Annotated in this window: 22 protein-coding genes; 21 read left to right on the forward strand and 1 reads right to left on the reverse strand. The window is 39.3% G+C overall.

All coding sequences use genetic code 11. The features are described 5' to 3' along the window. Positions 1-6: 6 nt before the first annotated feature. The 9 genes from L1999_RS14540 to L1999_RS14580 all read left to right on the forward strand — a co-directional run bounded on the left by L1999_RS14540 (position 7) and on the right by L1999_RS14580 (position 11,846). Positions 7-909, forward strand: coding sequence for an RCC1 domain-containing protein (locus L1999_RS14540; protein WP_235739210.1), 903 nt, complete (start codon positions 7-9; stop codon positions 907-909). A gap of 559 nt (positions 910-1,468) precedes the next feature. Then, a complete protein-coding gene (locus L1999_RS14545; RefSeq protein ID WP_235739211.1) occupies positions 1,469-2,704 on the forward strand; it encodes an ABC transporter substrate-binding protein in 1,236 nt (411 codons plus the stop codon). 88 nt (positions 2,705-2,792) lie between these two features. Continuing rightward, positions 2,793-3,716 (forward strand): carbohydrate ABC transporter permease, encoded by a 924-nt coding sequence (locus L1999_RS14550; RefSeq protein WP_235739212.1) that lies wholly within the window; start codon positions 2,793-2,795, stop codon positions 3,714-3,716. A 5-nt stretch (positions 3,717-3,721) separates the two neighbouring features. Beyond that, positions 3,722-4,543 carry a carbohydrate ABC transporter permease gene (locus L1999_RS14555; protein ID WP_235739213.1) on the forward strand — a complete coding sequence of 274 codons (822 nt, stop codon included), beginning with the start codon at positions 3,722-3,724 and terminating at the stop codon, positions 4,541-4,543. A gap of 51 nt (positions 4,544-4,594) precedes the next feature. Next, positions 4,595-7,654 (forward strand): glycoside hydrolase family 2 TIM barrel-domain containing protein, encoded by a 3,060-nt coding sequence (locus L1999_RS14560; RefSeq protein WP_235739214.1) that lies wholly within the window; start codon positions 4,595-4,597, stop codon positions 7,652-7,654. Between the two features lie 44 nt (positions 7,655-7,698). Continuing rightward, on the forward strand, positions 7,699-9,375 hold the full coding sequence (locus tag L1999_RS14565) for an amylo-alpha-1,6-glucosidase (RefSeq protein ID WP_235739215.1): 1,677 nt from the start codon (positions 7,699-7,701) through the stop codon (positions 9,373-9,375). After that, complete coding sequence (locus L1999_RS14570; RefSeq protein ID WP_235739216.1) at positions 9,376-10,257, forward strand: DMT family transporter; 882 nt, start codon at positions 9,376-9,378, stop codon at positions 10,255-10,257. 66 nt (positions 10,258-10,323) lie between these two features. Then, on the forward strand, positions 10,324-11,322 hold the full coding sequence (locus L1999_RS14575) for a LacI family DNA-binding transcriptional regulator (protein WP_235739217.1): 999 nt from the start codon (positions 10,324-10,326) through the stop codon (positions 11,320-11,322). 200 nt (positions 11,323-11,522) lie between these two features. Continuing rightward, a complete protein-coding gene (locus L1999_RS14580) occupies positions 11,523-11,846 on the forward strand; it encodes a thioredoxin family protein (RefSeq protein WP_235739218.1) in 324 nt (107 codons plus the stop codon). A gap of 42 nt (positions 11,847-11,888) precedes the next feature. Here L1999_RS14580 and L1999_RS14585 read toward each other — a convergent pair whose 3' ends face one another. After that, positions 11,889-12,170, reverse strand: a complete 282-nt coding sequence (locus L1999_RS14585; RefSeq protein ID WP_235739219.1) for a hypothetical protein — start codon at positions 12,168-12,170, stop codon at positions 11,889-11,891. Positions 12,171-12,549: 379 nt separating this feature from the next. Between L1999_RS14585 and L1999_RS14590 the strand changes: the two genes are divergently transcribed. From L1999_RS14590 to L1999_RS14645, 12 genes are all read left to right on the forward strand, one after another. Then, positions 12,550-12,903 (forward strand): hydrolase, encoded by a 354-nt coding sequence (locus tag L1999_RS14590; protein ID WP_235739220.1) that lies wholly within the window; start codon positions 12,550-12,552, stop codon positions 12,901-12,903. Between the two features lie 180 nt (positions 12,904-13,083). Continuing rightward, a complete protein-coding gene (locus tag L1999_RS14595; protein WP_235739221.1) occupies positions 13,084-13,779 on the forward strand; it encodes a hypothetical protein in 696 nt (231 codons plus the stop codon). Positions 13,780-13,931: 152 nt separating this feature from the next. After that, the gene (locus L1999_RS14600; RefSeq protein WP_235739222.1) at positions 13,932-14,177 is read left to right on the forward strand and encodes a heavy-metal-associated domain-containing protein; all 246 of its coding nucleotides are present in this window, start codon (positions 13,932-13,934) and stop codon (positions 14,175-14,177) included. 146 nt (positions 14,178-14,323) lie between these two features. After that, complete coding sequence (locus tag L1999_RS14605) at positions 14,324-15,028, forward strand: Crp/Fnr family transcriptional regulator (RefSeq protein WP_235739223.1); 705 nt, start codon at positions 14,324-14,326, stop codon at positions 15,026-15,028. Positions 15,029-15,234: 206 nt separating this feature from the next. Then, positions 15,235-15,690, forward strand: coding sequence for a flavodoxin (locus L1999_RS14610; RefSeq protein ID WP_235739224.1), 456 nt, complete (start codon positions 15,235-15,237; stop codon positions 15,688-15,690). Positions 15,691-15,893: 203 nt separating this feature from the next. Further along, a complete protein-coding gene (locus L1999_RS14615) occupies positions 15,894-16,838 on the forward strand; it encodes an ABC transporter ATP-binding protein (protein ID WP_235739225.1) in 945 nt (314 codons plus the stop codon). Beyond that, entirely contained in the window at positions 16,835-17,779 is a 945-nt protein-coding gene (locus tag L1999_RS14620; protein ID WP_235739226.1) for an ABC transporter permease, read from the forward strand. The genes L1999_RS14615 and L1999_RS14620 overlap by 4 nt, the downstream gene beginning before the upstream one ends. Before the next feature lie 168 nt (positions 17,780-17,947). Then, positions 17,948-18,322, forward strand: a complete 375-nt coding sequence (locus L1999_RS14625) for a FixH family protein (RefSeq protein ID WP_235739227.1) — start codon at positions 17,948-17,950, stop codon at positions 18,320-18,322. Between the two features lie 472 nt (positions 18,323-18,794). Beyond that, the gene (locus tag L1999_RS14630; protein ID WP_235739228.1) at positions 18,795-21,524 is read left to right on the forward strand and encodes a response regulator; all 2,730 of its coding nucleotides are present in this window, start codon (positions 18,795-18,797) and stop codon (positions 21,522-21,524) included. A gap of 12 nt (positions 21,525-21,536) precedes the next feature. Further along, positions 21,537-22,382, forward strand: coding sequence for a CheR family methyltransferase (locus L1999_RS14635; protein ID WP_235739229.1), 846 nt, complete (start codon positions 21,537-21,539; stop codon positions 22,380-22,382). After that, on the forward strand, positions 22,336-24,417 hold the full coding sequence (locus L1999_RS14640) for a PAS domain S-box protein (RefSeq protein ID WP_235739230.1): 2,082 nt from the start codon (positions 22,336-22,338) through the stop codon (positions 24,415-24,417). The genes L1999_RS14635 and L1999_RS14640 overlap by 47 nt, the downstream gene beginning before the upstream one ends. Next, positions 24,414-25,361: a sugar ABC transporter substrate-binding protein gene (locus L1999_RS14645; protein ID WP_235739231.1), complete on the forward strand. Its 948-nt coding sequence runs from the start codon at positions 24,414-24,416 to the stop codon at positions 25,359-25,361. The genes L1999_RS14640 and L1999_RS14645 overlap by 4 nt, the downstream gene beginning before the upstream one ends. Positions 25,362-25,420 lie beyond the last annotated feature (59 nt).

Raw genomic sequence — 25,420 nt, forward strand, 5'->3', positions numbered from 1 at the left:
TACAATATGGATTACACTTCACCAAAAGAAACAGTGTTAACGGTGAAACGGTGGCCTAAAGATACCATAACCGCGGGTCGTCGTCATACTGTTGGACTTAAATCGGACGGAACCGTGATAGCTGTAGGTGATAACAAATTGGGCCAATGTGATGTAAGCGGCTGGCGCGATATGGTGGCGGTCGCGGCTGGTAATGTTCATATGGCGACGAACACGGGTAATGCTCATACAATTGGTCTTAGATCAGATGGAACCGTGGCGGCGGTGGGTTGGAATTTGCATAACCAATGCAATGTAAACGACTGGCGCGATATGGTAGCGGTTGCTACGGGTTGGCGTCATACCATTGGGGTTAAATCGGATGGCACGGTAGTTGCTGTGGGTCGAAATAATGAAGGTGAATGCAATGTGACCGGATGGCATGATATTGCAGGAGTCGCGGCGGGTGACTGGCACACTATCGGACTTAAATTGGACGGTACGGTGACGGCTGTGGGTAATAATCGTTACCGCCAATGCAATGTAAGCGGCTGGTGCGATATTGTGGCGGTGGCGGCGGGTTATCTTCATACCATCGGTCTTAAATCAGACGGCACGGTGACGGCTGTGGGTGATAATAAATATGGCCAATGCGATGTAAGCGGCTGGCACGGTATTGTGGCGATCGCGGTGGGCAGTAATCATACCATCGGCCTTAAATCGGACGGTACGGTGACGGCTGTAGGTTGGAATAAGTATGGCCAATGTAGTGTAAGTGATTGGCACAATATTGTGGCGATCGCGTCGGGGTGTGCCCATAGCATCGGGCTTAAATCGAATGGTACGGTGGTTGCTGTGGGTGATAATGAATATGGTCAATGTGATATAAGCGGCTGGCACGGTATTCAACTGCCCGGCTTTAGTTTTTAATAAACTTAATTCCTCGATTAAAACAGGGAGGAATTAGGCTAGCCTAGTAGAAATTCTTTTTAAACTTGTCAAAACAGTTACTAAAATTAAATGTCCAAAAGATTGGATAGTTACCTCTTTTCTACCGCAGGGTCGGTTCCGATGGTGGCTTTATACAAGCATCAAGCACGATCCATTCTAAGGAAAGTTCTTTTTTTGTAGTTCTTTTTGAACAGTTAAAGGAGAATAATAGTTAATTTGTTAGGTCTGCCATTCTTGGAAGGCCTTTTTTTATGTGACACCTCATTTTCGCTCTTTCTTCTCTACACATACGGCAAGCATTCCTTGAATAGTTCTTTGTCTCATTTTTACTAAAAATACCCAATATAAAAACCATCTTTACTGCATCATCATTAATTGTTTATTTATTTACTAAACTCTGTAAACCGTGTAATACCTTAAAACATCACACCTAAATGAAGTTGAATCAAAAATATTTTTAGTAAAACTACAATAATAGCGTTTACATTTAGTAAAACTCATAATATAATCAATCTGTCAGAATAAAAGGAGGATCACTATGAAGCTAGTAAAACCAATTTTATCTTTATTCATTGCAACAATTTTTCTTTTAGCAGGTTGTAGTTCATCGTCAGACGCTGGCAGCAGCGAGAAAACAGCAGACGGCAAAACCAAAATTCGATTTGCGACATGGGATGTGGGGGACGATGTTAAATTACAGCAAGGTTTGATTGATCAGTTTAATAAAACTCATAAAAATATCGAAGTTGATTTAGAAGCTTACGGAAGTGATTATGATACAAAAATCACAGCTGGTATGGGAGCGAAGGATGCTCCAGACGTTATGTATATGTGGAACTACCCACAGTATAAAGATGCCTTGGAACCGCTAGATTCCTATATTAAAAAAGAGGGTGCAGAGTACAAAGATAATTTCTATAACACTCTGTGGAACTACAATTCAGCTGATGGAAAAGTCCTTGGACTGCCAGTTGGATACACTACTCACGTCGTTTACTATAACAAAGCCCTTTTTGATAAAGCTGGCGTTGAATATCCAAAAGCGGGTTGGACCTGGGATGATCTTCAAGAAACGGCGAAGAAGCTGACAAACAAAGATACGAAAGTAACGGGATTTGCTTTCTCCGGCAAGCCAGATCCATATGATTTTGAAATGTACCTATGGGGTAACAACGCTTCCTATGTGGATAAGGATGGAAACCTAAAAGGAAACCTGGATTCTAAGAAATCAGTCGAAGTTTTTAAAATGTTCCAGAACATGGCGAAGAAAGGCACCGCCATTACCACTGAGGGTTCAGGTGATACAGAAATGAAATCTGGTAAAGTAGCCATGTTTGTTTATGGTGCATGGGGATTAAAACCATTAAAAGAAGCAGGTATTGATTACGGTGTCGTTGAATTACCGAAGTTTAAAAATGGAAAAAGTGTCAGTATTTTAAGCTCTTCAGGTATTTCTGTTTCGAAGGATTCGAAGCATAAAAAAGAAGCATTTGAGTTCATTAAATTCTGGACTAGCGAAGAAGCGAATAAAGCAAGAATCGATTTCGAGTTGCCCGTTCTAAAATCGGTCGTAAAAAGTGAAAAGCTTGAGCAGGATGAAATGAAAAGTGTGTTCTACTCTATGTTGGAAAAGAGTGATGGCTACACTCCATCTTCCTTCATTGTTGATGATTGGAGCCAAGTATCTGAAAATTTAAATCTTGCATTCGAGGAGATTTTTAACCCAAGCACATTCATGGATCCAAAAGAAGCTTTAAAGAGTGTTGCGGAGTAAAACGAAAGTACGTTAAGAGGTAAAGCACTTCACATTAGAATGTTGGGTGCTTTCCTCCATATGAATATGAACTTTAAGGGGTCATCTTATGTTTAGTAAATCGAAGAAAGCGAATAGCTATCAGCTGGTAGGTAGAAAAGTACCCTATTTATTTATTTTACCGTGGATCATTGGGTTTTTGGTGTTTACCTTGGGACCGTTGGCTTTTTCATTAGTCATGAGTTTCTTTGATTGGCCCATTACTAGTGCACCGACATTTATTGGGATGGACAACTATAAAAATATGTTTGCACACGATCCGCAATTCTATAAATCTTTAGGTATTACCTTTAAATTTGCCGCTATATTCGTTCCGTTAAATCTAGTTATCGCCTTAATTCTTGCACTTCTCATTACTCAACCTGTAAAAGGAATGAAACTATTCCGTACTATTTTCTATCTGCCCGCTGTTGTTTCCGGTGTAGCCATTTCTATTATTTGGGGATGGATTTTCAATTCTCAGTACGGAATATTAAACTATGCTTTATCCTTCATTGGAGTGGAAGGGCCGAAATGGCTAATCGACCCAAAGTGGGCCATTCTTACAATTGTTATCGCAAGTGCCTGGGGAGTCGGTACCATGATGCTGATTTTCTATACGGATATTAAGGGAATTCCTGCTGAAATATATGAAGCGGCAGCTATTGACGGCGCGAACCCGATTCGTCAGTTCATTAGCATTACCATCCCAAGTATTACGCCAACGATTCTATTTAACGTGATTACTTCTGTCATTGCGGCATTGCAGCAATTAACACTGGTTCTCCTGCTAACAGGCGGCGGTCCGTTAAAATCAACCTATTTTTACGGTATATATGTATTTAATAACGCATTTAAGCACCATCATTTAGGCTATGCAAGTGCAAACGCCTGGTTCATGTTCGTCATTATTTTACTTTTAACCATGTTAATTTTTAAATCATCATCCGCATGGGTCTTTTATGAAAATGAAGTGAAAAAAGAAGGGAAGTAGTAGAAATGAAGATGTCAAGGAAGCACAAAACAATCGTATACATCCTTCTCGGGTTATTTTCACTTTATTTCTTAATGCCGTTTGTGTGGGTTATTTTATCTGCTTTAAAAACACAGACCGAGGTTTTCAGCTTTCCGCCAAAGATTTTTCCGGACGTTCCTCAGTGGGGCAACTTTAGGGATGCTTGGAACAGCCAGCCATTTGGAAGGTATTTTATGAACTCGGTTCTTGTTACTGTGATGACAACGTTAGGACAATTGATTTCATGTTCCTTGGTTGCCTATGGGTTTGCACGATATGATTTTAAATATAAAAATATCCTCTTCATCCTTTTGCTTTCAACAATGATGATTCCATGGGATGTAACGATGATTCCTTTATACATGGAATTTAACCTTTTCGGTTGGATTAATACGTTAAAGCCATTAATTGTCCCAGCGTTTTTTGGGTCTGCTTATTATATTTTTTTACTAAGACAGTTTCTTATGAATATTCCTAAGGATCTTGAAAATGCCGCGAGAATTGACGGAGCGAATGAATTTCAGATTTTTTATAAAATATTCTTGCCGATTATGAAGGCTCCGCTTATCTTGATCGCGGTATTAAATATCTTATTAGTATGGAACGACTACCTTGGTCCATTAATTTACCTTCAGGACCAATCAAAATATACGTTGGCACTGGGTCTTGCAGCGTTTAAGGGAATTCATAACCTGCAAATTTTACCGATTATGTCGATTACTTTAATTATGATTATTCCGCCTGTAGTAGTCTTCTTGTTTGCTCAGAAGTACATTGTGGAAGGAATTAGCGGTTCAATCAAGTAGTTATCAAAAAATGCCCAGATTTCAACATAGATTTATTCGGAGGAAGATAATATGCTACGTGAAATGAAAAGATGGGAAAATATCTATTTGACTGGAATCAATAGACTTCCCGCACATACGAATTTTTATCGATATAAAACAAGAGAAAATGCAGCTGCCTTTAAAAAAGAAGAAAGTATCGGCTATCGATTACTTGATGGAGTTTGGAAGTTTCTATTTGTAGAGGCACCGGAGCTTTCACCACAGGGCTTCGAAACAGAGGATTTTGCGATTGAGAGGTTGGATGAGATTGACGTTCCATCCAGCTGGCAAATGAAGGGTTACGGCAATATGCATTATACCGATGTGTTGTACCCCTTTGCCATCAACCCGCCATTTGTACCGCAGGAAAACCCTACTGGAATCTATTTTAGAGAGCTCGTGATCGACGAACTTTCTGAGGAAGAAGCGCTTATTTTAAAATTTAATGGTGTGGACTCCGCATTTGATGTATATGTAAATGGACATCATGTTGGTTTCAGTAAGGTTTCAAGATTGCCTTCTGAATTCGATATTACGAAGTTTGTCAAAAAGGGAAACAATCGCCTAACCGTGAGAGTTTATCAATTTTCCGACGGGACTTATTTAGAGGACCAGGACATGTGGTGGCTCTCCGGAATTTTTAGAAGCGTTGAGTTATATACAATTAATCGGGATACCCTTCAGGATGTTTTTATTGAAACCTTGCCTGCTGAAAACTACAAACATTTCACTTTAAAAATAGGAGGAGCGTTTGTTACCAATTCCGTAATGAACCTTAAAGCGACTCTTCGATACAGAAATGAAATAGTGGATGAATTTTTAATAGATGTGGTGGGTGGCGTTTTTGAATTCCATAGATTAGTAGAAAATCCGCTTTTATGGTGTGCAGAAGAGCCCAATCTTTATCTACTTGAACTTGAATATGAATTGTCAACCGGCGAAAAAGAAATTGTACCGCTCAGAATCGGCTTCCGTGCCATTGAAATCATTAATAACGAAATTCGCGTCAATGGAAAACGTATTTTCTTTCATGGTGTAAACCGACATGATGCGAATCCAAAGACAGGTCGAACGGTAAGCGATGAGGATATGCTGAAGGATGTCAAACTAATGAAGCAGCACAATATCAATGCTGTAAGGACTGCTCACTACCCGAATAATGATGTGTTCTATGATTTGTGTGACGAGTACGGTTTATATGTGATTGATGAAACCGATTTGGAGTGCCACGGCTTTGAAAATACAGGCAATTACAATTGGATTTCCGACAATGAGCTATGGGAAAAACAATATGTCGATCGCGCCGTCCGCATGGTGAAAAGAGACCGCAACCACCCAAGTGTCATCATGTGGTCACTTGGAAACGAATCAGGAGCAGGACGTAACTTCACCTCTATGTACAAGGCCATCAAGGCGATTGATTCCACAAGACCCGTGCATTACGAAGGGGACAGAGTAGCAGCCTACAGTGACGTATACTCCACGATGTACACTCGATTAAAGCCGCTTGAAGAAATCGGAAAAGATGCTGAAGGCAAGAAGCCTCATATTCTTTGTGAATATGGTCATGCCATGGGGAATGGCCCAGGCGGACTAACCGAATATCAACAGCTCATGCGAAAGTATCCCAGATTACAGGGCGGCTTCATTTGGGAATGGTGCGATCATGGTATTGAAACCACTGATGAAAATGGCGAAACCATTTATCTTTACGGAGGAGACTACGGAGACTTCCCGACAAACGGAAATTTCTGTATTGACGGACTTGTGTTTCCAGATAAAACACCATCACCTGGACTCCTTGAGTATAAAAAGGTAATTGAGCCAATCGTTACAGAGGAAATAAATTTACAAGAAGGCAAGGTTCTTGTTAAGAACCTATATGATTTTAGGAATCTAAACGGCATCTTGCTTCATGTTACGGTAAAATCCCTTGATATACTTATCGAAGAAAAAACATTCAAATTACCGTGTATTGATGCGCAGGAAGAAGCGCAAATGGTTTTACCGGTCGATTTAGCGAAAGCAGCTCAACATGATGATGTTCGCATCTATCTAAGCTATCAGGAAGCTGAAGATACCCTCTATGCAGAAAAAGGCCATGAGATTACGAAGGAAAGCTTCTTACTTACTTCAACTAAAGTTGAAAAAACAGTAAAAGCTGCCGTCACTACCGGTTCGGATTTTACTATTGAGGACGATGCGGCTCGGCTTACCATTGAAAATAACAAGTTCAAGGCGGTTTTTTCAAAGGTATTTGGAACACTGGAATCCTTTACAATAGAAGGAGAAAAAATGATCCATAAAGGCCCTGAGGTAACTCTTTGGCGAGCGATCATCGATAACGATATGTATAAAAAAGAGGATTGGATCCATAAGTACTTCCTGAAAAATACAAAAGAACAGCTTGGAACGGTTACGTACGAAATGGCTGCAGACTATATCGATATTGAAATGACTAAATATTTATCAACGATTAACCAAGCTTGGGGATTCCACCTAACGTATAACTACCGTATCACGAAAAATGGTGCCCTAAACATGGACCTTAAGGGAAGAAAGGTTCTCCGTGGGACGGAAATTCCGGAAATGCTGCCGCGAATCGGAGTTACCATGCATCTTAACCAGGAGTATAACCAGGTCACTTGGTATGGACGCGGCGATTCTGAATCGTACCAAGATACGAAACGCAGTCAATTAATGGGATTATACAGTAAGACGGTTGAAGACATGCATACGGATTATGTGTATCCTCAGGAAAATGGTTCACGCTGTGATACTTCTTTCTTAGCGGTAGCAAAGGGTGACGACATGTACTTAATCAATTTTAAAGAGGAATATGATTTTACCATCCATGATTATGAAACAAGTGCTCTTGAAGAAGCAAAGCACCGCCGTAAAATCAAAAAGTCACCTTACAATGTTCTGACGATTGATTACAAGCAAAGTGGTGTTGGAAGCAATAGCTGCGGCGAAGAACAGCTTGCTCCGTATCGAACAGGCGTCGAGGATTTCCATCTTCAATTTGAAATGAGAAAAATCAGCAAGGACAGCCTGGCAGAAGAAAGAAAATTTTTTACCGCACGTTAACATAAGCAGTGGAAACTCTGCTTGGTGTAAAAGGAGAAAGATCTATGAAACTTGATATCAAAGAAATTCCTTTTTCCAGATTTGGTTCGTATTTTTGTGTATCACAGGAAAAGGAGTCTAAGGAAACTTATATACGAGACGTACACGGCGGGGATGACGCACCATCTAAGCTGTTTAAACTTGATTTGTTAGAGGATGGCGTTGAAAAAGAGTTCATCATTACCGCAACAGAAACGGCTTTGCGCTTCCATTTAGCAGGAAATACAGAGAAGTACGCGGAAATCATTCTTCCAGAGGAAGATGAACTTCACATTCAAACAAGCGGAGTCGAGGTCCGTTTGCAGGCAACGAAAGTGAAATACGATACCTTATATGAATACGATGAAGGGGTGTATGAATACCACCTCTATCCGAAGGAATTAAAGCTGATGATCAGCAGGCTATCAGGCGAGATCTCTGTCGAGGCACCCTGGAATGTAATTGGAAATGATTTTATCGATATTCGCATGAAAAATGGCCATTTTGTCATAGAAAGCTATCGCACGGTTTATAAACCAAAGCCATACGCAAGTTTTCAAGCAGGGAAGGAAAAAGTCGAAAAGCTTTATCGGGAATGGACCGCTAATGTTACGAAGAAGAGCGAGATTTACCAGGACTCAATTGCTCGGGCTGCCTATATTACCTGGTCAAGCGTGGTCCATCCCCATGGCCTCTTAAATGATTATGCGATGTATATGTCAAAACTTTGGATGTATAATATTTGGTCATGGGATAACTGTTTTAATGCCTTGCATTTAGGGGCAACGTATCCGGAGCTTGCATATTCGCAGTTAAAAATCTTTCTCAATACCCAGGACGAATCAGGGGCTTATCCTGATTTTGTAAATGATAAATTTGTATCCTATAACTGTATTAAACCGCCGATTTTTACGTATGTGTATGAAAAGCTGATGGATAGGAATGACTATTTTAAGGATGAAAATCGGCTTCGGGAGATTTATGAATCTACTAAAAAAGTCATGCACTATTATGATCGATATAGAACCTATGAAGGCAGACTTCCACATTACAAGCATGGAAATGACTCAGGGTGGGATAATGCATCATTGTTTCATCAGGGAATGCCGGTCGAAGCACCAGATTTAGCGAGCTTTTTAATCAGATCGTATGATAGTTTATCTCGTTTTGCTGGGATGCTTGGGGAAGAGGCAGAAGCGAAACAATTTACTAAAAAGGCAGATTTCTTATTTGAATTACTGATGGAGCGGCTTTATGACGAAAAAGGTTTTTTTGGACGTGTTGGAAAAGATGCGGAAAAGATCAACATCCGTTCCAGTTTGATCCTGCGATTGCCCGTTATCATTGGATATCGTTTGGATAAAGAGGTCATGAATCAGCTTGTTGAAGATCTACTCGAAAACTTTGAAACTCCCTATGGTCTGGCAACCGAAATGATGGCAAGTCCGTTTTATCAAGAAAATGGCTATTGGCTTGGGCCGGTTTGGGCACCTGTTACCTATCTTTTTGTTGATTCTTTAACAAATTTTGGCTACAGTGAGATTGGAAAGAGGATTCGAGATAAGTTTCTGAATCTTACGTTAGTGGGTGGGATGGCAGAGAACTTTGACCCTATTTCCGGCAAAGGCCTTGTAGATACCTCCTTTACATGGACATCCAGTGTCTTTCTGGAACTTGTAGAGAAAAAATTAATGGAGGACTAAATGCGTAAACATGTTGGCGAAATCGCTCTGACGATTGTAGCAATTATTTGGGGAAGCGGATTTGTGGCAAGTGCGGTTTCACTCGAGTACTTTACACCGTACCAGATTTTAGCGATTCGGTTTTTGGTTGGTGTACTTTTGCTGAGTCTTGTATTTTTTAAGAAACTAAAAATGATTAAAAAGAGCACGATTTTAAAAGGCACCGTTATTGGATTCTTTTTATACTTGGCATTTGCCCTGCAAACGGTCGGGCTGCAATATACAACACCTTCAAAAAATGCCTTTCTGACTGCGGTAAATGTAGTCATTGTTCCGTTTATTGCGTTCTTTATTTATAAGCGGAAAATGGATAAGTTTGAGCTTTTTGGATCACTTCTAGCGATTACAGGGGTCGGCGTCATCTCTCTAAGGCTTACGTCTGAAGTAAACCTAGGAGATTTCCTTACATTGTTGTGTGCGGTAGGATTTGCTTTCCATATTTTCTACACAGCACAGTTTGTCAAAGAGGAGGATCCGATTCTATTAACGATTATTCAGATGGCAACCGCGGCGGTTCTAGGATTGATTGTCGTCCTATTAAAAGGAGAAACAAGCTTTTCGATGAATGTAGAAGGAGTTTCCTATGTGTTATACTTGGGGGTTTTTTCCACGACGATTGCGTTTTTACTGCAGACGTTTGCGCAAAAATATACGACGGAAACAAATGCGGCCATTATTTTATCAACCGAAGCTTTATGGGGTATGGTATTCTCCATTATCCTCTTAAGTGAGGTTATCACCATAAAAATGATCATGGGAGCCATCTTGATTCTAATGGCGATTATCATTTCTGAAACGAAGCTTCATTTTTTCAAAAAGAAAACCATTGAGGAAGTATTGTAGTCACCAGACATGAATGGGAGTTTGGTACATGACACGATATAAATATGAGTTAAGTAGGTATGCGAAATGGCAACGATTAAAGATATAGCAGATTTAGCACAGGTTTCAATGGCGACAGTCTCCAGAGTGTTAAATTATGATGAAACATTGAATGTGGCACCGGAGACGAGAAAGCGGATTTTCGAGGCGGCAGAGGAATTAAATTATGTCGTAACCCCAAAAAAGAAGAAACCTAAAAAAAAGGAACTCATCGGTCTTTATTATTCCTATTCGCTTGAAGAGGAATTAATTGACACATACTATTTGTCCATTCGTGTGGCTTTGGAAAAGAAGCTAGAGCGTTTGGGGATGGAGCTCTATAACATAAGTAAAGACGATACAAAGAAAACCATTTCAAAAATAGATGGCATCATCTGCCTTGGAACGTTTAAGAAGGAAGAAATTGAGTTAATTAAGAGTTTTGAGAAGCTGTCCGTGTTTGTTGATGCAAATCCGGACGAAAACTATTTTGATTCTGTCGTCATTGATTTTAATTCCGCTACGAAAAATGCACTTGATTATTTAATGGATCTAGGTCATCAAAACATTGGTTTTATTGGTGGGGTTGAAACCGATATGTACGGGAACCGGTTCAAAGATTTGCGACAGGATGTTTTTGAGTCTTATTTAAAGAAAAAAGGTATTTTGAAAGAGGAATTTGTCAAAATCGGCGGCTATAATCCTAAGGATGGATACTTAATCTTAAAGGAAATGCTCAGCGGGGACACAAAACCAACTGCGGTGTTTGTCGCAAATGATTCCATTGCGATTGGCTGTTATAAGGCAGCCTATGAATTAGGCGTGAAAATTCCAGATGACCTCAGCATTGTCGGTTTTAATGATGTATCATCCGCGCAATACATGGTTCCGCCGCTAACAACGGTCAAACTATACACCGAAATAATGGGGGAAACCGCTGTCGACCTCTTATTAGAAAGGATCGCAACCAAACGCGAAATATGCAAAAAAGTAACCATCCACACAAAACTAATCACTCGAGGCAGCGCAGCAGCAGTAAAGTCCTAGTGCCTAAGAAACAAGATAGAGCAGCTTAAAAGCTTGCTCTATTTTCATTTAGGCTCTATTAAAGGTAAACGTTGATGGAGAACGAAATGAACGAAGCACTGTCATTCGTTATTCTAATCAAACAAATCTATTGAAAAAAATATAAAATGACTTTACACTAACGTTATAGTAAAAACAAAATGTGGGAGGAGGGATATATAATGGAAGCGATTACTAATCTTGAAACATTTGACCAATTGATTTCGGAAACTCAACCAGTTATCGTTAAGTTTTTTGCTGGATGGTGCCCGGATTGTACGCGGATGAACATGTTCATTGATGAGGTGATTAAGGATTATCCTCAATATGGATGGTACGAAATCAATCGTGACGATTTTCCGGAGTTAGCTGAAAAATATTCTGTCATGGGCATCCCGAGTTTGCTTATTTTCCAAAACGGAGAAAAACTTGCTCATTTACATAGTGCAAATGCCAAATCTCCAGAACAAGTTCGAGAGTTTTTGGACGAACAGAATCAAAAATAAAAATGAAACGACCAGACATCGCTGGTCGTTTCATTTTTATTTTTAATTATACTTTGCCTCTTTGTAAAGAGCTACAATAATATCAATATTATTATCAATAAAGTTCAGGCGTTCTCTTGAAACACGAGACCATTCACCATCAAGATGGCTTGCTGATAAGACATGTCTGATGCTGAAAGTATAGGTTTGATGTAATTCCGAAATTAGATAGCTAATCCCGCCTTGGGGTTCTTTACTAACGATGCTATCTATATCTTTCTTTAGCCAGTCTGGCGCTACCTCAACAGACTTCTTTAACATCAATTCATACTCTTCATTTAACATCCCTTTTCCTCCTTTTTTAAGATTCTTTCTTTTCTCGTTTTATTTATCGGTTATCCTTTGAATTTTAATCCTTTCATTTCAAAATAACAATAAAAATGCCATTTTTCGACACGGATTGTTGAATTCATATTTATGTTTGGTAAAGTCCCCGACCATTTTCATTTGTCTTTTGATAGGTTAAAGAAACGAATGGGAACTTCTATTGCCTATCTTATCTTATTTCCTATATTTCCTTTTTACCCTCAAACAACCATCTTGCTTCGTGAAACCCAGAAGATACTGTTTTAAATTCATAAATGATCGGGTATTACACAAATAAAGATGATCTTGGCATTTTAATCGATGTCAGTCTCGGTAAGCATAAAAAGGAGATGATTTCATGGAAGAACAAAAGCACAGTTATTATATTAATATTCAATCACACGAGATTTTTAGTGAACCATATGGAGTGGAATGGGATTTTAAAATAGAAGCAACAGCTAGTCAATTGGCTGTCCTGGAGCGACTGTTTGATAAAACCGATGAAACCGATTGGGACAGCTATTTCCGCGCCCATGTTCCTTTTCTTGAATATCATCATCAGCCCCAAAATAAAGAATATGATCGACGGCTGTTCCTGATCTATTCCTTTCTTTATTATTTGGGTGATGAAAAAACACGCAAACATATTGGAAATATGGGAGTAATCAATGCAGATTTAGCAGAGCGATCCCAGCCCTCCGACACTTTTTAAAAAAGAATGGTTGAAATTAGAGAGTCTACAGAAATTGTAGGCTTTTTTTTACCCGAAAAATTTAAAAGGGATATCTGGTTTATTCTTGATAGCAGGAAATAGGAATATAATAAAACCCAAAGGTTAACGACTGTTGCTCTGTTTTTATCATTATTTCAAAGAAATTAGGTGGATGTAAGTATGTCAACTCATACAGGCTTTCTCCCCAGTTCGTCTGGTTTTAAATTCGGAAACAACTTTCCACCTGTCCCGTTAAAAAGAATAAACGTTTTGGGTCGGCACATTCCCATTGGTAATGCATCGTACGGTCTTTGTGGTGGAATGATTTATGCTGCTATGGATTATTTTGAAGCAACAATGCCGATTCCGACCAATCCGACAGCGCCTTCCTCAGGGGCATTGTTCGACTATATCGTATATCGTCAGATTGATAGCTTTGATATCCCCTTTGGTCTAATGAAATATATGGTTTTGATGAACCCTTTCCTTCGGGATGATGATCCATCGGCTAGTCGTAGAGGAGGTGCACCACAGGGTAGTGGGTGGAAAACGATGAACGAGGAATGGCCGAAAATAAAAAATGATCTTGATAACGGAAAGCTTTCACCGCTTGGTTTAATTAGAGTAAAATCCATTAATCCTTTTGCGATCAGAAGACACCATCAAGTTCTTGCCTATGGGTATGACTTGCATGAAAGCCACCTGTCCATTTTTATCTATGACCCTAATTTTCCAAACGATGATGATGTAACTCTCACCTTAAATAGGGGGACACCTGAGTCCACTACAAGCGTTTTTCATTCAAAATCTTCGGAACCGATTTATCGTATTTTTAAAACTGAATACAAGTTTAAAAGTCCGGTTGATATAAAGTGAACAATAGTGTGTGATTTATTATTTATGAAAAAATTGATTTAAATCAAGGAAAGTGCGGTTGCTATTCTATATGATAAGGATGTAATTATAAATGAGAATGATTTTCATTTTATAACAGTCACCTACTAAAATCAGGATGGGAGAGACCCCTTATGAACAAAGTTACTTTATATGTTCCCGGAATATGCTGCATGAACGTGAATCATTCCATCGAACAAGAAATAAAAGCAATGAATGGCATCATTTCCTACAAAGGGACATTGCCTAAAGGCAAAATTGTAATAGAATATACTCATAGCTTAATTAGTAGCAAGGAGATTACACATATTATTGAAGAACGTGGTTTTTCAATCGTCAAGAAAGTACAAAGAGAAAAAATGGTTGATATTTATAATTAAGGAATAGGGTACGAGACTGTCTTATTGAGAGGCCGAGTCGATGAATATAAAGTTTTATTTTTACTATAAAAAAGACACCAGAAGACAAAATTAACGGTCATACTAGATAAATAAGGCTTATTTAAAAGAAGGGGAGGGAAGTAGGAGTGGACAACACTTGTCACCGTAACCATGAATGTTCAACTTCCGGCTCTCATAAAACCTGCGTGTCACTCGTCCCCATTTTTAATCATTTAGAAGTGGACCAAATGGAGGAAATAATGGCAACGGTTAAATCTGTCCCGTTTAAGAAAGGGGAGTTAATCTATCACGCAGGCGACCGGTCTGATTCCCTCTATATTGTTCATAAAGGAAAAGTGAAGATTTATCGACTCTCGGAAACAGGAAAAGAACAATTGGTCCGGATATTAAATCCAGGTGATTTTACCGGGGAATTAGCGTTATTTCATAACAATCACCATGAATCGTTCGCGGAAGCAATGACCAATACCCTGGTTTGCACAATCCATCAAGCAGATCTGCAGGATTTACTGTTAAAGTATCCATCCATATCTTTGAAAATACTGGCCGAGTTTTCCAAACGGTTAGATCAGTCCGAAAAACAAACAACCCGTTTTGCTACGGAGAAAGTGGAAACAAGGATAGCACTTTTTCTTGTCGAGTGTCTAAACGACTCTCAGACGAAGGAATTTATTTTACCCATGAGTAAGAAAAATCTCGCCTCCTTTTTGGGAACCACACCAGAAACGATCAGCCGAAAACTGGCCGAATTTGAAAATCAAGGGTTAATCAAGCAGAAACCACATAAACGGATTGAAATTGTCAACCTAGATGAATTGCTGCTTCTATAAAATGGAAGAATGGCCGCACACTTTGAAACACAGTAGTGCGGTCATTTTTTTGTGGTGCCATTATTTCGAAGACCAATCGTAAAAAAGTTGATGTACCTCAAGGTTTTATCATGAAAAGAGCAGTATTCTATAAGCGTAGCAACGATTGAGAATGATAATCATTATGTAGTTACTACTGGCAAGTTATGTGAAACAGAGGTGAAAAAATGGATACCATTATCGTTTATGCGAGTATGACTGGAACCACTGAACTCATCGCTCGCTCCATTGCAGGGGAATTAGCCAGGGCGGATTGGCATGTAACGGTAAAAGATGCCGTTGACACGTTTGCAGAGGAACTATTGGCATACGATTGTATTCTGATCGGAAGTTATACATGGGGCGATGGGGAGCTTGCAGATGAAATCATTTGTTTTCATGATGAATTGCTAGCGGTCCCTTTATCAGGTAAAATAGCTGCCGCATTTGGTGCAGGTGACAGCTCCTATGAACAGTTTGGAAGAGCCGTAAATCTATTAGAAGAAACTTTAGAAAATAAAGGTTGTCAAGTCATCAAGCCAGGATTGAAAGTTGATGGCGGTTCGGAGGAAGAGATTAAGACTATCTCATTTTCTTTTGCAAAAAAAATTAACGAATTAACGAAGCCATATGATTCGGAATAAACTGAAGGCATAGCCATCACGTTGATGGCTATTTTTTATGCCGTTAGATTTTAAAACGTACTTTTTAGTTTAATTGAGTTTATGAGAAATATAAACTATAATAGAAATTTGGAACTTTTTGGTGTTCTTTTCGTACATAATGGTTAGCAAGTATTAAAAAAGCTATAAGAAGAATTTATTACTACAAGAAAGAGGAGGAACGTATGGCGGTAAATACTTTAGAAGTACAATCATTAACCAAGCTCATAGGCAAGAAGAAGATCGTAGATGATGTAAGCTTCAGTGTAAAAAAAGGGGAAATCTTTGGTCTTTTGGGTCCAAATGGAGCAGGGAAAACCACCATTATCCGTATGATTGTGAGCCTGATCAAACGGACAAACGGAGAGGTTCGTGTTAATGGCTATAACCTCGATGGACAATTTAAAAAGACGATGAGTGAAATTGGCGCGATTGTTGAAAATCCGGAATTTTACAAGTATATGAGCTGGTACAAGAATTTAAAGCATTATGCGAATATGGCCATTAAAGAAGTGTCAGATGAGCGGATAATGGAAGTGGCTAGATTAGTAAAATTAGAAGATTCCATTTACCAAAAGGTTAAGACCTATTCTCTTGGAATGAGGCAAAGGCTAGGGGTAGCTCAGGCGTTATTACATAACCCGTCATTGCTTATTCTCGATGAGCCGACAAATGGATTGGATCCTCAAGGAATTAGAGAATTTAGAGATTACTTACATAACCTTGCCCATGAAGGGATTTCCGTTCTAGTATCCTCTCATCTTTTAGCTGAAATGCAGTTGATGTGTGATCGTTTTGCCATTATTGAAAAAGGTAAACTAATACATATTTCTTCCATGAAAGAAACGATGGAGGAAGACGAAAAGACTGAGGTAATATTTGAGGTAAGCAATAGTCAGAAAGCAGTAGAGGTGCTAAACGAACAGTTTGCCGGTTCCGAGATTAAGTTGCTTGATGACGACCAATTCTCCGTATATGTAGAAAAAGCTACGATTAGTACCATTAATAAGCTACTAATCTCAAAGGATATCGAGGTCTATGGCATTAGCAGGGTGACCGTCTCGCTAGAAGACCGTTTCTTAGAAATAACGAACAAAGAAGTAAGAGAGAGTGGAGGTGTCATGAAATGATTGCCTTAATTCGTAATGAACTGATGAAATTGTTTCAAAAAAAATCGAGCTGGATTTATCTAATCATCATCGTATTGGCAGTCATTGTGGCGGGGATTATCTACCATAAAGTACAAGGTGAACCCGACCCGAACTGGCAGGCTGGTATGAAGGCTCAAATTGCTGAGTTGCAGCAGAATGCAAAAACAGCACCAGATCAAGAAAAACAGTTTATTACTAATGAAATTGAACAAAAGCAGAAATATCTGGATGAAAACATTAATCCAAATGCTATTAGTAACTGGCATTTTATGAATAATGTTGTATTCAGCATGACGACTTTGGTGACCCTGCTTTCGGTGATTGTATGCAGTGCCAGTGTGTCCTCTGAATTTGCAGATGGAACGATTAAGCAGCTGTTAATTAGACCTCATCAAAGATGGGCGATCCTCCTATCCAAATATCTTTCCTTAATTATCTATTCGCTTATACTTTTAGCGACACTGATTATTGCTGGATACCTTGTTGGTTTAATTACATTTGGTAATGGGGACTTTACTGCAAAAATCTTTGAGATGGCTATAGACGGGCAGAAGGAAGCAGAAGTCGGCCCGCAGTTCTTCCTTAAGATTGCTTACTATCTTCCAAGTTTGTTGGTTTTAACGGCCATCGCCTTTATGCTTTCCACTTTATTTAAAAGTCAGGCTTTGGCAGTGGGAATCGGAATCTTTGTCTTGTTTATCTCTTCGACCCTGGGCGGATTAATTGTGCTTCTGGCAGAAAAATACGCATGGGCAAAGTTTTTAATTTTTCCGCATCTTGATTTAACCATTTATGCATTGCAGGATAAGATTTTGGGGGACATAACACTACCGATCTCATTGGCAATCCTGGCTGTGTATTATGCCATTTTTATGATTCTGACTTTTGTGTTTTTCCAGAAGCGGGATATTAGTATTTAAGAGCGAAAAAAGGGTTTTTTAAAAAAATAATCCACCTAGTAGTAATTGCTTAGGTGGATTTGTTGTTTTATCATAGATGATGTTGACTTACCATTTTAGACCTCTTAGTTTAAAAAATAGAAAAAGTTATTTTCAACAAGATCAATCTATAGAAAGAATAGGGTGCGTATGAACAAATTTACGATTTTAATTTTTAGCCTAATCATGGTCTTTATGACAGGCTGCAGTTCAACTAACTTTGACCTAAAGCTAACTACACCAAAATCCTTTACACCGGGCCAAGCTACTCCGATTCAACTAACCATCTTAGATCAGGATGGTAAACCAGTAAAGGGTGCAAAGGTAAGTGTCCAATTGGATATGCAAGGGATGAGTCATGGAGATATGACAATGAAGATGCAGGAAACAGGAAATGGCGTCTATACTGGCCAAGCAAAATTTGAGATGGAAGGAGATTATACGGCAAACATTTATATAGATTCCAACGGAGAAAAATGGAAGGGCGAAAAAAGATTTTCGATTGTATACAACAAAGCTCAATAGATTGAAAAATACAACAAACCCTCTATTTATCAGGGAATCCACCGAAGTTCTACCCATTTGGAATGGCAGGCAAAAACCCTCGAAATCCCTCATGATTTCGAGGGTCTTTTTAAATAAATAATAGCTTTGATCGATATACATTTGAAATGCCATATGTGTTCCTTTGAACAAACCTTTTCTGGCTAAAACGATTATGGTAAACTAGTTTAGTCTACTAATGCATTTTTGCTTATATATAACAGTTTAATAGAATCTACTACACCAAAATATCTATTAAAAAGTAGAGATAGATTTCATGTCTAAGCATTACTCTATCTGCTTCATACATAAATGAGTTAAATAATTGGATGCTGTTCTTTTATAGGATTAATTTTTTCAATCTTCGCTTTTTTGATTAGTCATCCGCCCTTCAATTGTTACGAACAAGTGTCGAAACGTAATTCATTAAAACAATCAGGAGAATGAGGTCTATATGAAATTTCGAACAAAGCTTTATGGTGGGTTAGGACTAATATTCGTTTTTAACCTTATTTTTCTAGTAATTTTAATTGAAATGATTAATCAACAAACCGTTAGCATGAATTCCGTCGTTTCCGATTTAGACCAGCGGAAGTTAATGGCTTCCACGTTGAAGTTTGAAGTAAGCAACATGGGCAGAGAGCTAAGTGAAATTGCCTCGATTCCGCCAGAAAAAGTCCTTCCTCAAATCGTGAATGAATGGGAGCAATCGAGGTTAACGATTCGCGCCTCGATTGATACACTTGCAAAGGTGGATAGCCGGAAAGAAACACAGGATTTAATTGCTAAATTTAACACAATCTACAAAACCTATGAGGATGTCGGCAACCAAATTATCATTTTACAAAAAACGGATCGGAACGCTCATTTTGACAAACTTATTTGGGGAGATATCAAGCGTGATCGCGCTCGGCTTCATCAAATTACCGATTTGTTATTTACCCTGCAGGAACAGGAACTGAAAGACCAACTTTTACGAACCAGGCAAACCTATAATCTAGAGTTAAATATGATTTATTTTATCGTCCTTATTGGTCCGCTCATTGGGCTGATTGCCGCGATTTGGATTATTAGGGGGTTGACCAAAAACTTGCAGCGGGTGACGTCGGTCATGGGCAATGTGGCTCTTTATCAGGGAACACAATTTCCGCGCATTAAGGTTGCTACAAAAGACGAAATTGGAGCGATTTCCGTTGCTTATAATCAAATGGCCCAAGCACTGGAAGAAAAAGCGGAACAGGAAAAAGCATTCATCGAAAGGGCGGAGGAGCATAGCTGGCTGAAATCAAAAGTGGCGCAGATGACTTCCATGTATACGTCCGTTGAAGATTTTTCCACCTTATCCCGATTATTTATCCAAACGATCACACCGATGATCGATGCCCATTTTGGTGTCTTTTATATTAAAGAATGTATGAACGGTGACCAGCGTCTGGTCAGCAGAGCTTCCTATGCCTATAACAATGAGTCCGTTACGTCCAGAAGTTTCCAACTTGGTGAGGGACTTGTTGGTCAATGTGCAGTTGAAAAGAAACCAATCCTGATTTCCGAAATCCCTGACCATTATGTAAAAATTACTTCTGGAATCGGTGAAGCGGCACCTAAAAATCTATTAATTCTGCCGGCTGAATATGAAGGAGAGGTTCTGGCTGTGCTTGAAGTCGCGTCTTTTAAACCGTTTACGGCGATTCAACAAGCCCTTCTCCAAGAAGTTTTGGCCCATATCGGTATTACCATCAACAGCATTGGGAATCGAATGCAGGTCAAAAAGTTATTACAAGAATCACAGGCCTTAACAGAAGAGCTGCAAAGCCAGTCAGAAGAGCTTCAGCAGCAGCAAGAGGAGCTGCGAATCATAAACGAAGAGCTCGAGGATCAGTATATCCATTCGGAAGAGAAAAACAAGGAATTGGAGAAATTCAGTCTTGCACTGGAGGAGAAAGCACAAGAACTTGCTCTCACCTCCCAGTATAAATCGGAGTTCCTTGCGAACATGTCCCATGAACTCCGTACCCCTCTGAATAGTTTATTGATTCTGGCTCAAATGCTAATGGAAAAGAAGAATGAAAATTTAACAGAGAAACAAGTAGAATACATCCAAACCATTTATTCTTCGGGAATTGATTTGCTTCACTTGATTAATGAGGTGTTAGATTTAGCCAAAGTAGAAGCTGGAAAAATTGAGGTCATACAGGGAGAAGTTCAATTTGAAACGATTATGACCTTTGCCGAACGATATTTTTCTCCTTTAGCTCGTCAAAAAGGGTTAGAGTTTACTATTTTCTTAGATGAGGATCTACCGAATTCCATCTACACCGATGAGCATCGACTGAATCAAATTTTGAGAAATCTTTTGTCTAATGCATATAAGTTCACTGAAAAAGGAAGAGTTTCCTTACTGATTAAAAAGGGGGTTCCAGTTGATTCAGCAAAGCAGACAGAACCTTTGATCAGTTTTACCATAATGGATACAGGAATTGGCATTTCAACAGATAAGCAGGAAGTCGTTTTTAATGCGTTTATTCAAGCTGACGGAACGATTAGCCGAAAATATGGCGGGACAGGTTTAGGGTTATCGATTAGTCGAGAATTGGCCCAGTTGCTTGGAGGCTTTATCGAACTACAAAGTGAAGAAGGGGCTGGAAGTTCCTTTACGCTTTATTTGCCCCTTCATCAGCCAAAAGAAAATGAACAGCCCGTTCCAGCCTTCTTAGAAACGGCCGTTGCCCTCCATGAGGAGGAACCCTTGGGTCAGTCTCAACCGGGTAATCACCTGATCAGCGAAGAAGTAACAAGGGAATACTCGTTAATGAATGGGAAGAAGATTCTGATCGTAGATGATGATATGCGAAATATTTATGCCTTATCCTCTGCACTGGAGGAATTTGAAATCGATGTTCTTTTTGCAGAGAATGGCAGGGAAGGAATCGAAGTGTTACAGGAAACCCCAGATATTGATCTCATTTTGATGGATATTATGATGCCGGAAATGGATGGATTTGAGGCCATCAGCCACATCCGTACGAAACCGGAATTTCAGGATTTACCCATTGTTGCCCTAACAGCCAAGGCAATGAAACATAATCGTGAACAATGCATCGAGGCGGGCGCTTCCGATTACATTAGCAAACCCATTGATCTCGATCAGTTGTACTCACTGATCCAAGTTTGGCTATATAGATAGGCGGGGATAACCATGACCAAAATAGATCAAAAACAGGACATTTCTCAGCTCCAGCAAATAGAGATGGAGTTATTACTTGAAGCCGTTTACCGCCATTATGGATATGATTTTCGAAACTATTCTGCTCCATTCGTGCAAAGAAGAATTTTGAATCGAATGGTTGCAGAAAAGCAAAGGACAATCTCGGGATTGCAGGAAAAAGTTCTACATGATCCACTTGTTATGAAAAGGTTGTTTAAGGATTTTTCCATTAATGTAACCGAAATGTTTCGGGATCCCTCTTTTTTTGAGAGTCTGCGAGAAAAGGTCATCCCGCTAGTAAGAAACTATCCAGCGATCCGTATCTGGCATGTTGGCTGCGGTTCGGGAGAAGAAGTTTATTCAATGGCTATTTTGCTGCATGAATCCGGAATATTGGATAAAACAAGGATTTACGCCACTGATATCAATCAAGACAATTTAGAAAAAGCGAAACAAGGTTCTTTCCCTTTAGAGAAAATGAAACTTTACACCACCAACTACATACAATCTGGTGGAGAACAGGCGTTTTCAGAGTATTATTCGGTAAAAAATGATGGAGCGTGTTTTTCTTCTTTTTTAAAAAAGAATATGGTCTTTTTCCAACACAATGTGGTTACCGATCAATCCTTTAACGAGTTTCATATCATTATTTGCCGAAATGTAATGATTTATTTTAATAAAAAGTTGCAAAATCATGTTCATCAATTAGTATATGAAAGTCTATTTAATTCCGGTTTTTTAGGGCTTGGAAATAGAGAGGAGATCCGCTTTACCAATTATGCAGAACACTATGAAGTACTCCATTCAGCAGAAAAGCTTTACCGAAAAATCAACTAAACCAGACACGGATATGATTAATATTTTAATGGTGGACGATCTTAAGGAAAATTTAGTTGCCTTGGAAGCTGTTCTAACGTCCCCCCGTTATCATTTGGTGACGGCCACGTCTGGTGAAGAAGCGTTAAGATGCATTCTGAAACAAGACTTTGCCGTCATTTTGCTCGATGTGCAAATGCCTGGACTAAATGGCTTTGACACGGCAAAGCTGATAAAAGCCAGAAAAAAGTCAAAAAATATTCCGATTATCTTTATTACCGCGATTAGTCAAGATATGGAACATGTTCTCCATGGGTATTCTGTCGGAGCGATTGATTATATCTTTAAACCGTTTAATCCAGAGACTTTAAGACAAAAAGTAGAACAATTTGTGAAAATATATCAGAGTCATGCCGAAAGCTTAAAACAGACCGAATGGAAAAAGACGATTGAGCTGGAAGAAGTTCAGCTTAAATTGAATCGGACAACTGTGGATTTGGATAAAAATGAGACTCTATCAAAAGTGATCGGGGAAACCTTACTGGATACGATTGTTACCTTTGATGAGGCGGGAGTCATTTTATCGGTGAATCCAATCGTTCGAAAAATGTTTGGCTATTTTACTGAGGAATTAATAGGGAAGCATTTAGCTACGCTGATTCCAGTGGTAAAGCAAGACGGGGAACGGATGGACTCGTTATCGATTCCTGTTCTTACTACGTTCGCGATTGGAAAAATACTCGAAGGTGTAGCTCTACGACAAGATCAAAACCGTTTTCCTGTTGATATTCAAATTGGAAAAGCAACCATCGAAGATCATCCTATTTTTGTCTGCACCATTCGTGATGTGACGGAACGGAAAGAAATCGAGAGAATCAAAAACCAACAATTTCATCTCCTGAAAAAAGTAGTGGAGGAACGTACACTCGACTTGCTATCAACCAATGAGAAGCTTAAAGAGGAAATTAGTGAGCGGAAAAAAGTAGCGGATAACTTATTTGTTTCCCATGAACGCTTCAAAAAAATATTTGAAGCGAGTCCTTGTCTAATGGCGATTCGTTCCCTCCGTGATCAAAGATTTATCGATGTTAACAGCACATGGCTCGATTTTACTGGTTATGAATATGAAGAAGTAAAGGATCAAGTGTTCGACTGGGCCCTTTTTACGAATATGGATGAGAATAAGGTCGATTTAGCTGCGCTCGAAACGAATGACCCGTTGAGTAATCTAAAGGTGACGTACCAAGCTAAAAACGGGGAATTACGCAGCGGTTTGTTATCAACGGAAATCATTGAAATTCAAGACGAAGCCTGCGTTCTCATCTTGGTCAATGATATTACGGACCGAGAGCATTTAGAAAAAGAAATGTTTCGGTTGGACCGATTAAATTTGATTGGCGAAATGGCAGCTGGAATCGCCCATGAAATCCGTAACCCGATGACAACTGTGTATGGTTTTTTACAAATGTGGAAAAACACCAATGAACGGCTTTCACCTGAATACATTGATCTTATGCTAGATGAATTAAACAGGGCGAATAGTATTATTAAAGAATTTTTAACGCTTGCCAAAAATAAAGCAAGCAATAAAACGAGACAATCTTTAAATAGAATCATCGAAACGATCCTCCCGTTAATCAATGCAGAAGCGAACCTAGCTGGAAAACGAGTTCAGCACCAGTTGGTTCCGTGTCCCGATCTGCTCTTAGATGAAAAAGAAATTCGCCAGCTTTTCTTAAATCTTGTCTTAAATGGGCTTGAGGCGATGGACTTTGGCGGAATTCTTACCGTTAGAACCTATTGTGAGGATGATCAGGTTATTTTAGAAGTAAAGGATGGGGGAAAAGGAATAACTGCCGACATTTTGGACAAGATGGGAACTCCTTTTTTTACGACAAAAGACCAGGGGACCGGATTGGGACTAGCCGTTTGTTATAGTATCGCCGATCGCCATCAGGCAAAAATCAACGTGGAGTCTGGAAACGAAGGAACCTGTTTTTCGGTTTGTTTTCCACGTTCACCTGACAAACAATCGTTGCAAGGTGAGTACCAGTGAAGACCAAATGGAAGATTATCCTTGTTTCTGCCTTCTTTTTCTGTGGTTTGTTGGGTTATGTTTACAAAGCATTAGCAGGCGAAAAGCCGACCGTCGCTGTCGTACTAAAAGATACAAAGTCGGAGTATTGGGCGATTATTGTCGCAGGTGTTGAAAAGGGATTAAAAAACTTTGGCGTGAAGGGAAACATTTATGCTCCTAACCAACATAATGAAGATCAACTCTCTATTTTGAAACGGGTCTTAAAGGAAAAACCAGACGCGCTTATTTTCTCGCCGGTCGATCCGCCAGCCTCGATACCTGTATTAAAGGAATTTAAAAAGAATCATATTCCGGTGTTGCTTGTGGATACGCCGGTCAATTGGTCCGGTCAAACCTCCTTTATTGGAACCGATAACCCCTCCTTAGGAGAAAAAGCGGGGGAGTTATTGTCCTCGATGCTGCAGCCTGGAGACAAGGTCGCATTAATCAGCAGGAATTCACCAGATAACGTGGGCAAGGAGCGGATTCAAGGAGCAAAAGGGGCTTTACATACCGTTGGAATGGAAACCGTTGGCGGGAATCTCCAGGTTGGTTTTGCCGATGCCAAAGTGATTCCTGTTATCGCTCAATTGCTGAAGGATCATCCTGATCTAAAAGGCGTGTTTGCCTCTGATGACCGTTTGGCTTTAGAAGTCATTAAGTATGTAAAACAAAAAGGATTGAACATCCCCGTTGTAGGGGCAGACGGAATTATTCAAATGCTCAAGTATCACGAAGATGGAACGTTGAAAGGCTCTGTAGCGCAGAATCCCTATGATATGGGCTATATTAGTGTCCAAAATGCTTTAAAGGCGATTAAAGGGCAAAGAGTGGAAAAAAAGATTAACAGTGATGTGGACATTATTACAGCCGATAATGCTAAAAGTAAGATAGATTTTATAAAAGATATCTTAAAAAAGTAGAGAACTCTATAGTGGCATCGATCAATTGGCCGATTGACTCTCTATCTATTAATCAGGCA

The sequence above is a fragment of the Neobacillus drentensis genome (genome assembly GCF_021560175.1).
Taxonomy (GTDB): domain Bacteria; phylum Bacillota; class Bacilli; order Bacillales; family Cytobacillaceae; genus Neobacillus; species Neobacillus drentensis_A.

Excerpts from the sequence above, each read along its gene's own strand:
- L1999_RS14540 (WP_235739210.1), top strand. The coding sequence starts at position 7 with ATGGATTACACTTCACCAAAAGAAACAGTGTTAACGGTGAAACGGTGG.
- L1999_RS14545 (WP_235739211.1), top strand. The coding sequence starts at position 1,469 with ATGAAGCTAGTAAAACCAATTTTATCTTTATTCATTGCAACAATTTTT.
- L1999_RS14550 (WP_235739212.1), top strand. The coding sequence starts at position 2,793 with ATGTTTAGTAAATCGAAGAAAGCGAATAGCTATCAGCTGGTAGGTAGA.
- L1999_RS14555 (WP_235739213.1), top strand. The coding sequence starts at position 3,722 with ATGAAGATGTCAAGGAAGCACAAAACAATCGTATACATCCTTCTCGGG.
- L1999_RS14560 (WP_235739214.1), top strand. The coding sequence starts at position 4,595 with ATGCTACGTGAAATGAAAAGATGGGAAAATATCTATTTGACTGGAATC.
- L1999_RS14565 (WP_235739215.1), top strand. The coding sequence starts at position 7,699 with ATGAAACTTGATATCAAAGAAATTCCTTTTTCCAGATTTGGTTCGTAT.
- L1999_RS14570 (WP_235739216.1), top strand. The coding sequence starts at position 9,376 with ATGCGTAAACATGTTGGCGAAATCGCTCTGACGATTGTAGCAATTATT.
- L1999_RS14575 (WP_235739217.1), top strand. The coding sequence starts at position 10,324 with ATGGCAACGATTAAAGATATAGCAGATTTAGCACAGGTTTCAATGGCG.
- L1999_RS14580 (WP_235739218.1), top strand. The coding sequence starts at position 11,523 with ATGGAAGCGATTACTAATCTTGAAACATTTGACCAATTGATTTCGGAA.
- L1999_RS14585 (WP_235739219.1), bottom strand. The coding sequence starts at position 12,170 with ATGTTAAATGAAGAGTATGAATTGATGTTAAAGAAGTCTGTTGAGGTA.
- L1999_RS14590 (WP_235739220.1), top strand. The coding sequence starts at position 12,550 with ATGGAAGAACAAAAGCACAGTTATTATATTAATATTCAATCACACGAG.
- L1999_RS14595 (WP_235739221.1), top strand. The coding sequence starts at position 13,084 with ATGTCAACTCATACAGGCTTTCTCCCCAGTTCGTCTGGTTTTAAATTC.
- L1999_RS14600 (WP_235739222.1), top strand. The coding sequence starts at position 13,932 with ATGAACAAAGTTACTTTATATGTTCCCGGAATATGCTGCATGAACGTG.
- L1999_RS14610 (WP_235739224.1), top strand. The coding sequence starts at position 15,235 with ATGGATACCATTATCGTTTATGCGAGTATGACTGGAACCACTGAACTC.
- L1999_RS14615 (WP_235739225.1), top strand. The coding sequence starts at position 15,894 with ATGGCGGTAAATACTTTAGAAGTACAATCATTAACCAAGCTCATAGGC.
- L1999_RS14620 (WP_235739226.1), top strand. The coding sequence starts at position 16,835 with ATGATTGCCTTAATTCGTAATGAACTGATGAAATTGTTTCAAAAAAAA.
- L1999_RS14625 (WP_235739227.1), top strand. The coding sequence starts at position 17,948 with ATGAACAAATTTACGATTTTAATTTTTAGCCTAATCATGGTCTTTATG.
- L1999_RS14630 (WP_235739228.1), top strand. The coding sequence starts at position 18,795 with ATGAAATTTCGAACAAAGCTTTATGGTGGGTTAGGACTAATATTCGTT.
- L1999_RS14635 (WP_235739229.1), top strand. The coding sequence starts at position 21,537 with ATGACCAAAATAGATCAAAAACAGGACATTTCTCAGCTCCAGCAAATA.
- L1999_RS14640 (WP_235739230.1), top strand. The coding sequence starts at position 22,336 with ATGAAGTACTCCATTCAGCAGAAAAGCTTTACCGAAAAATCAACTAAA.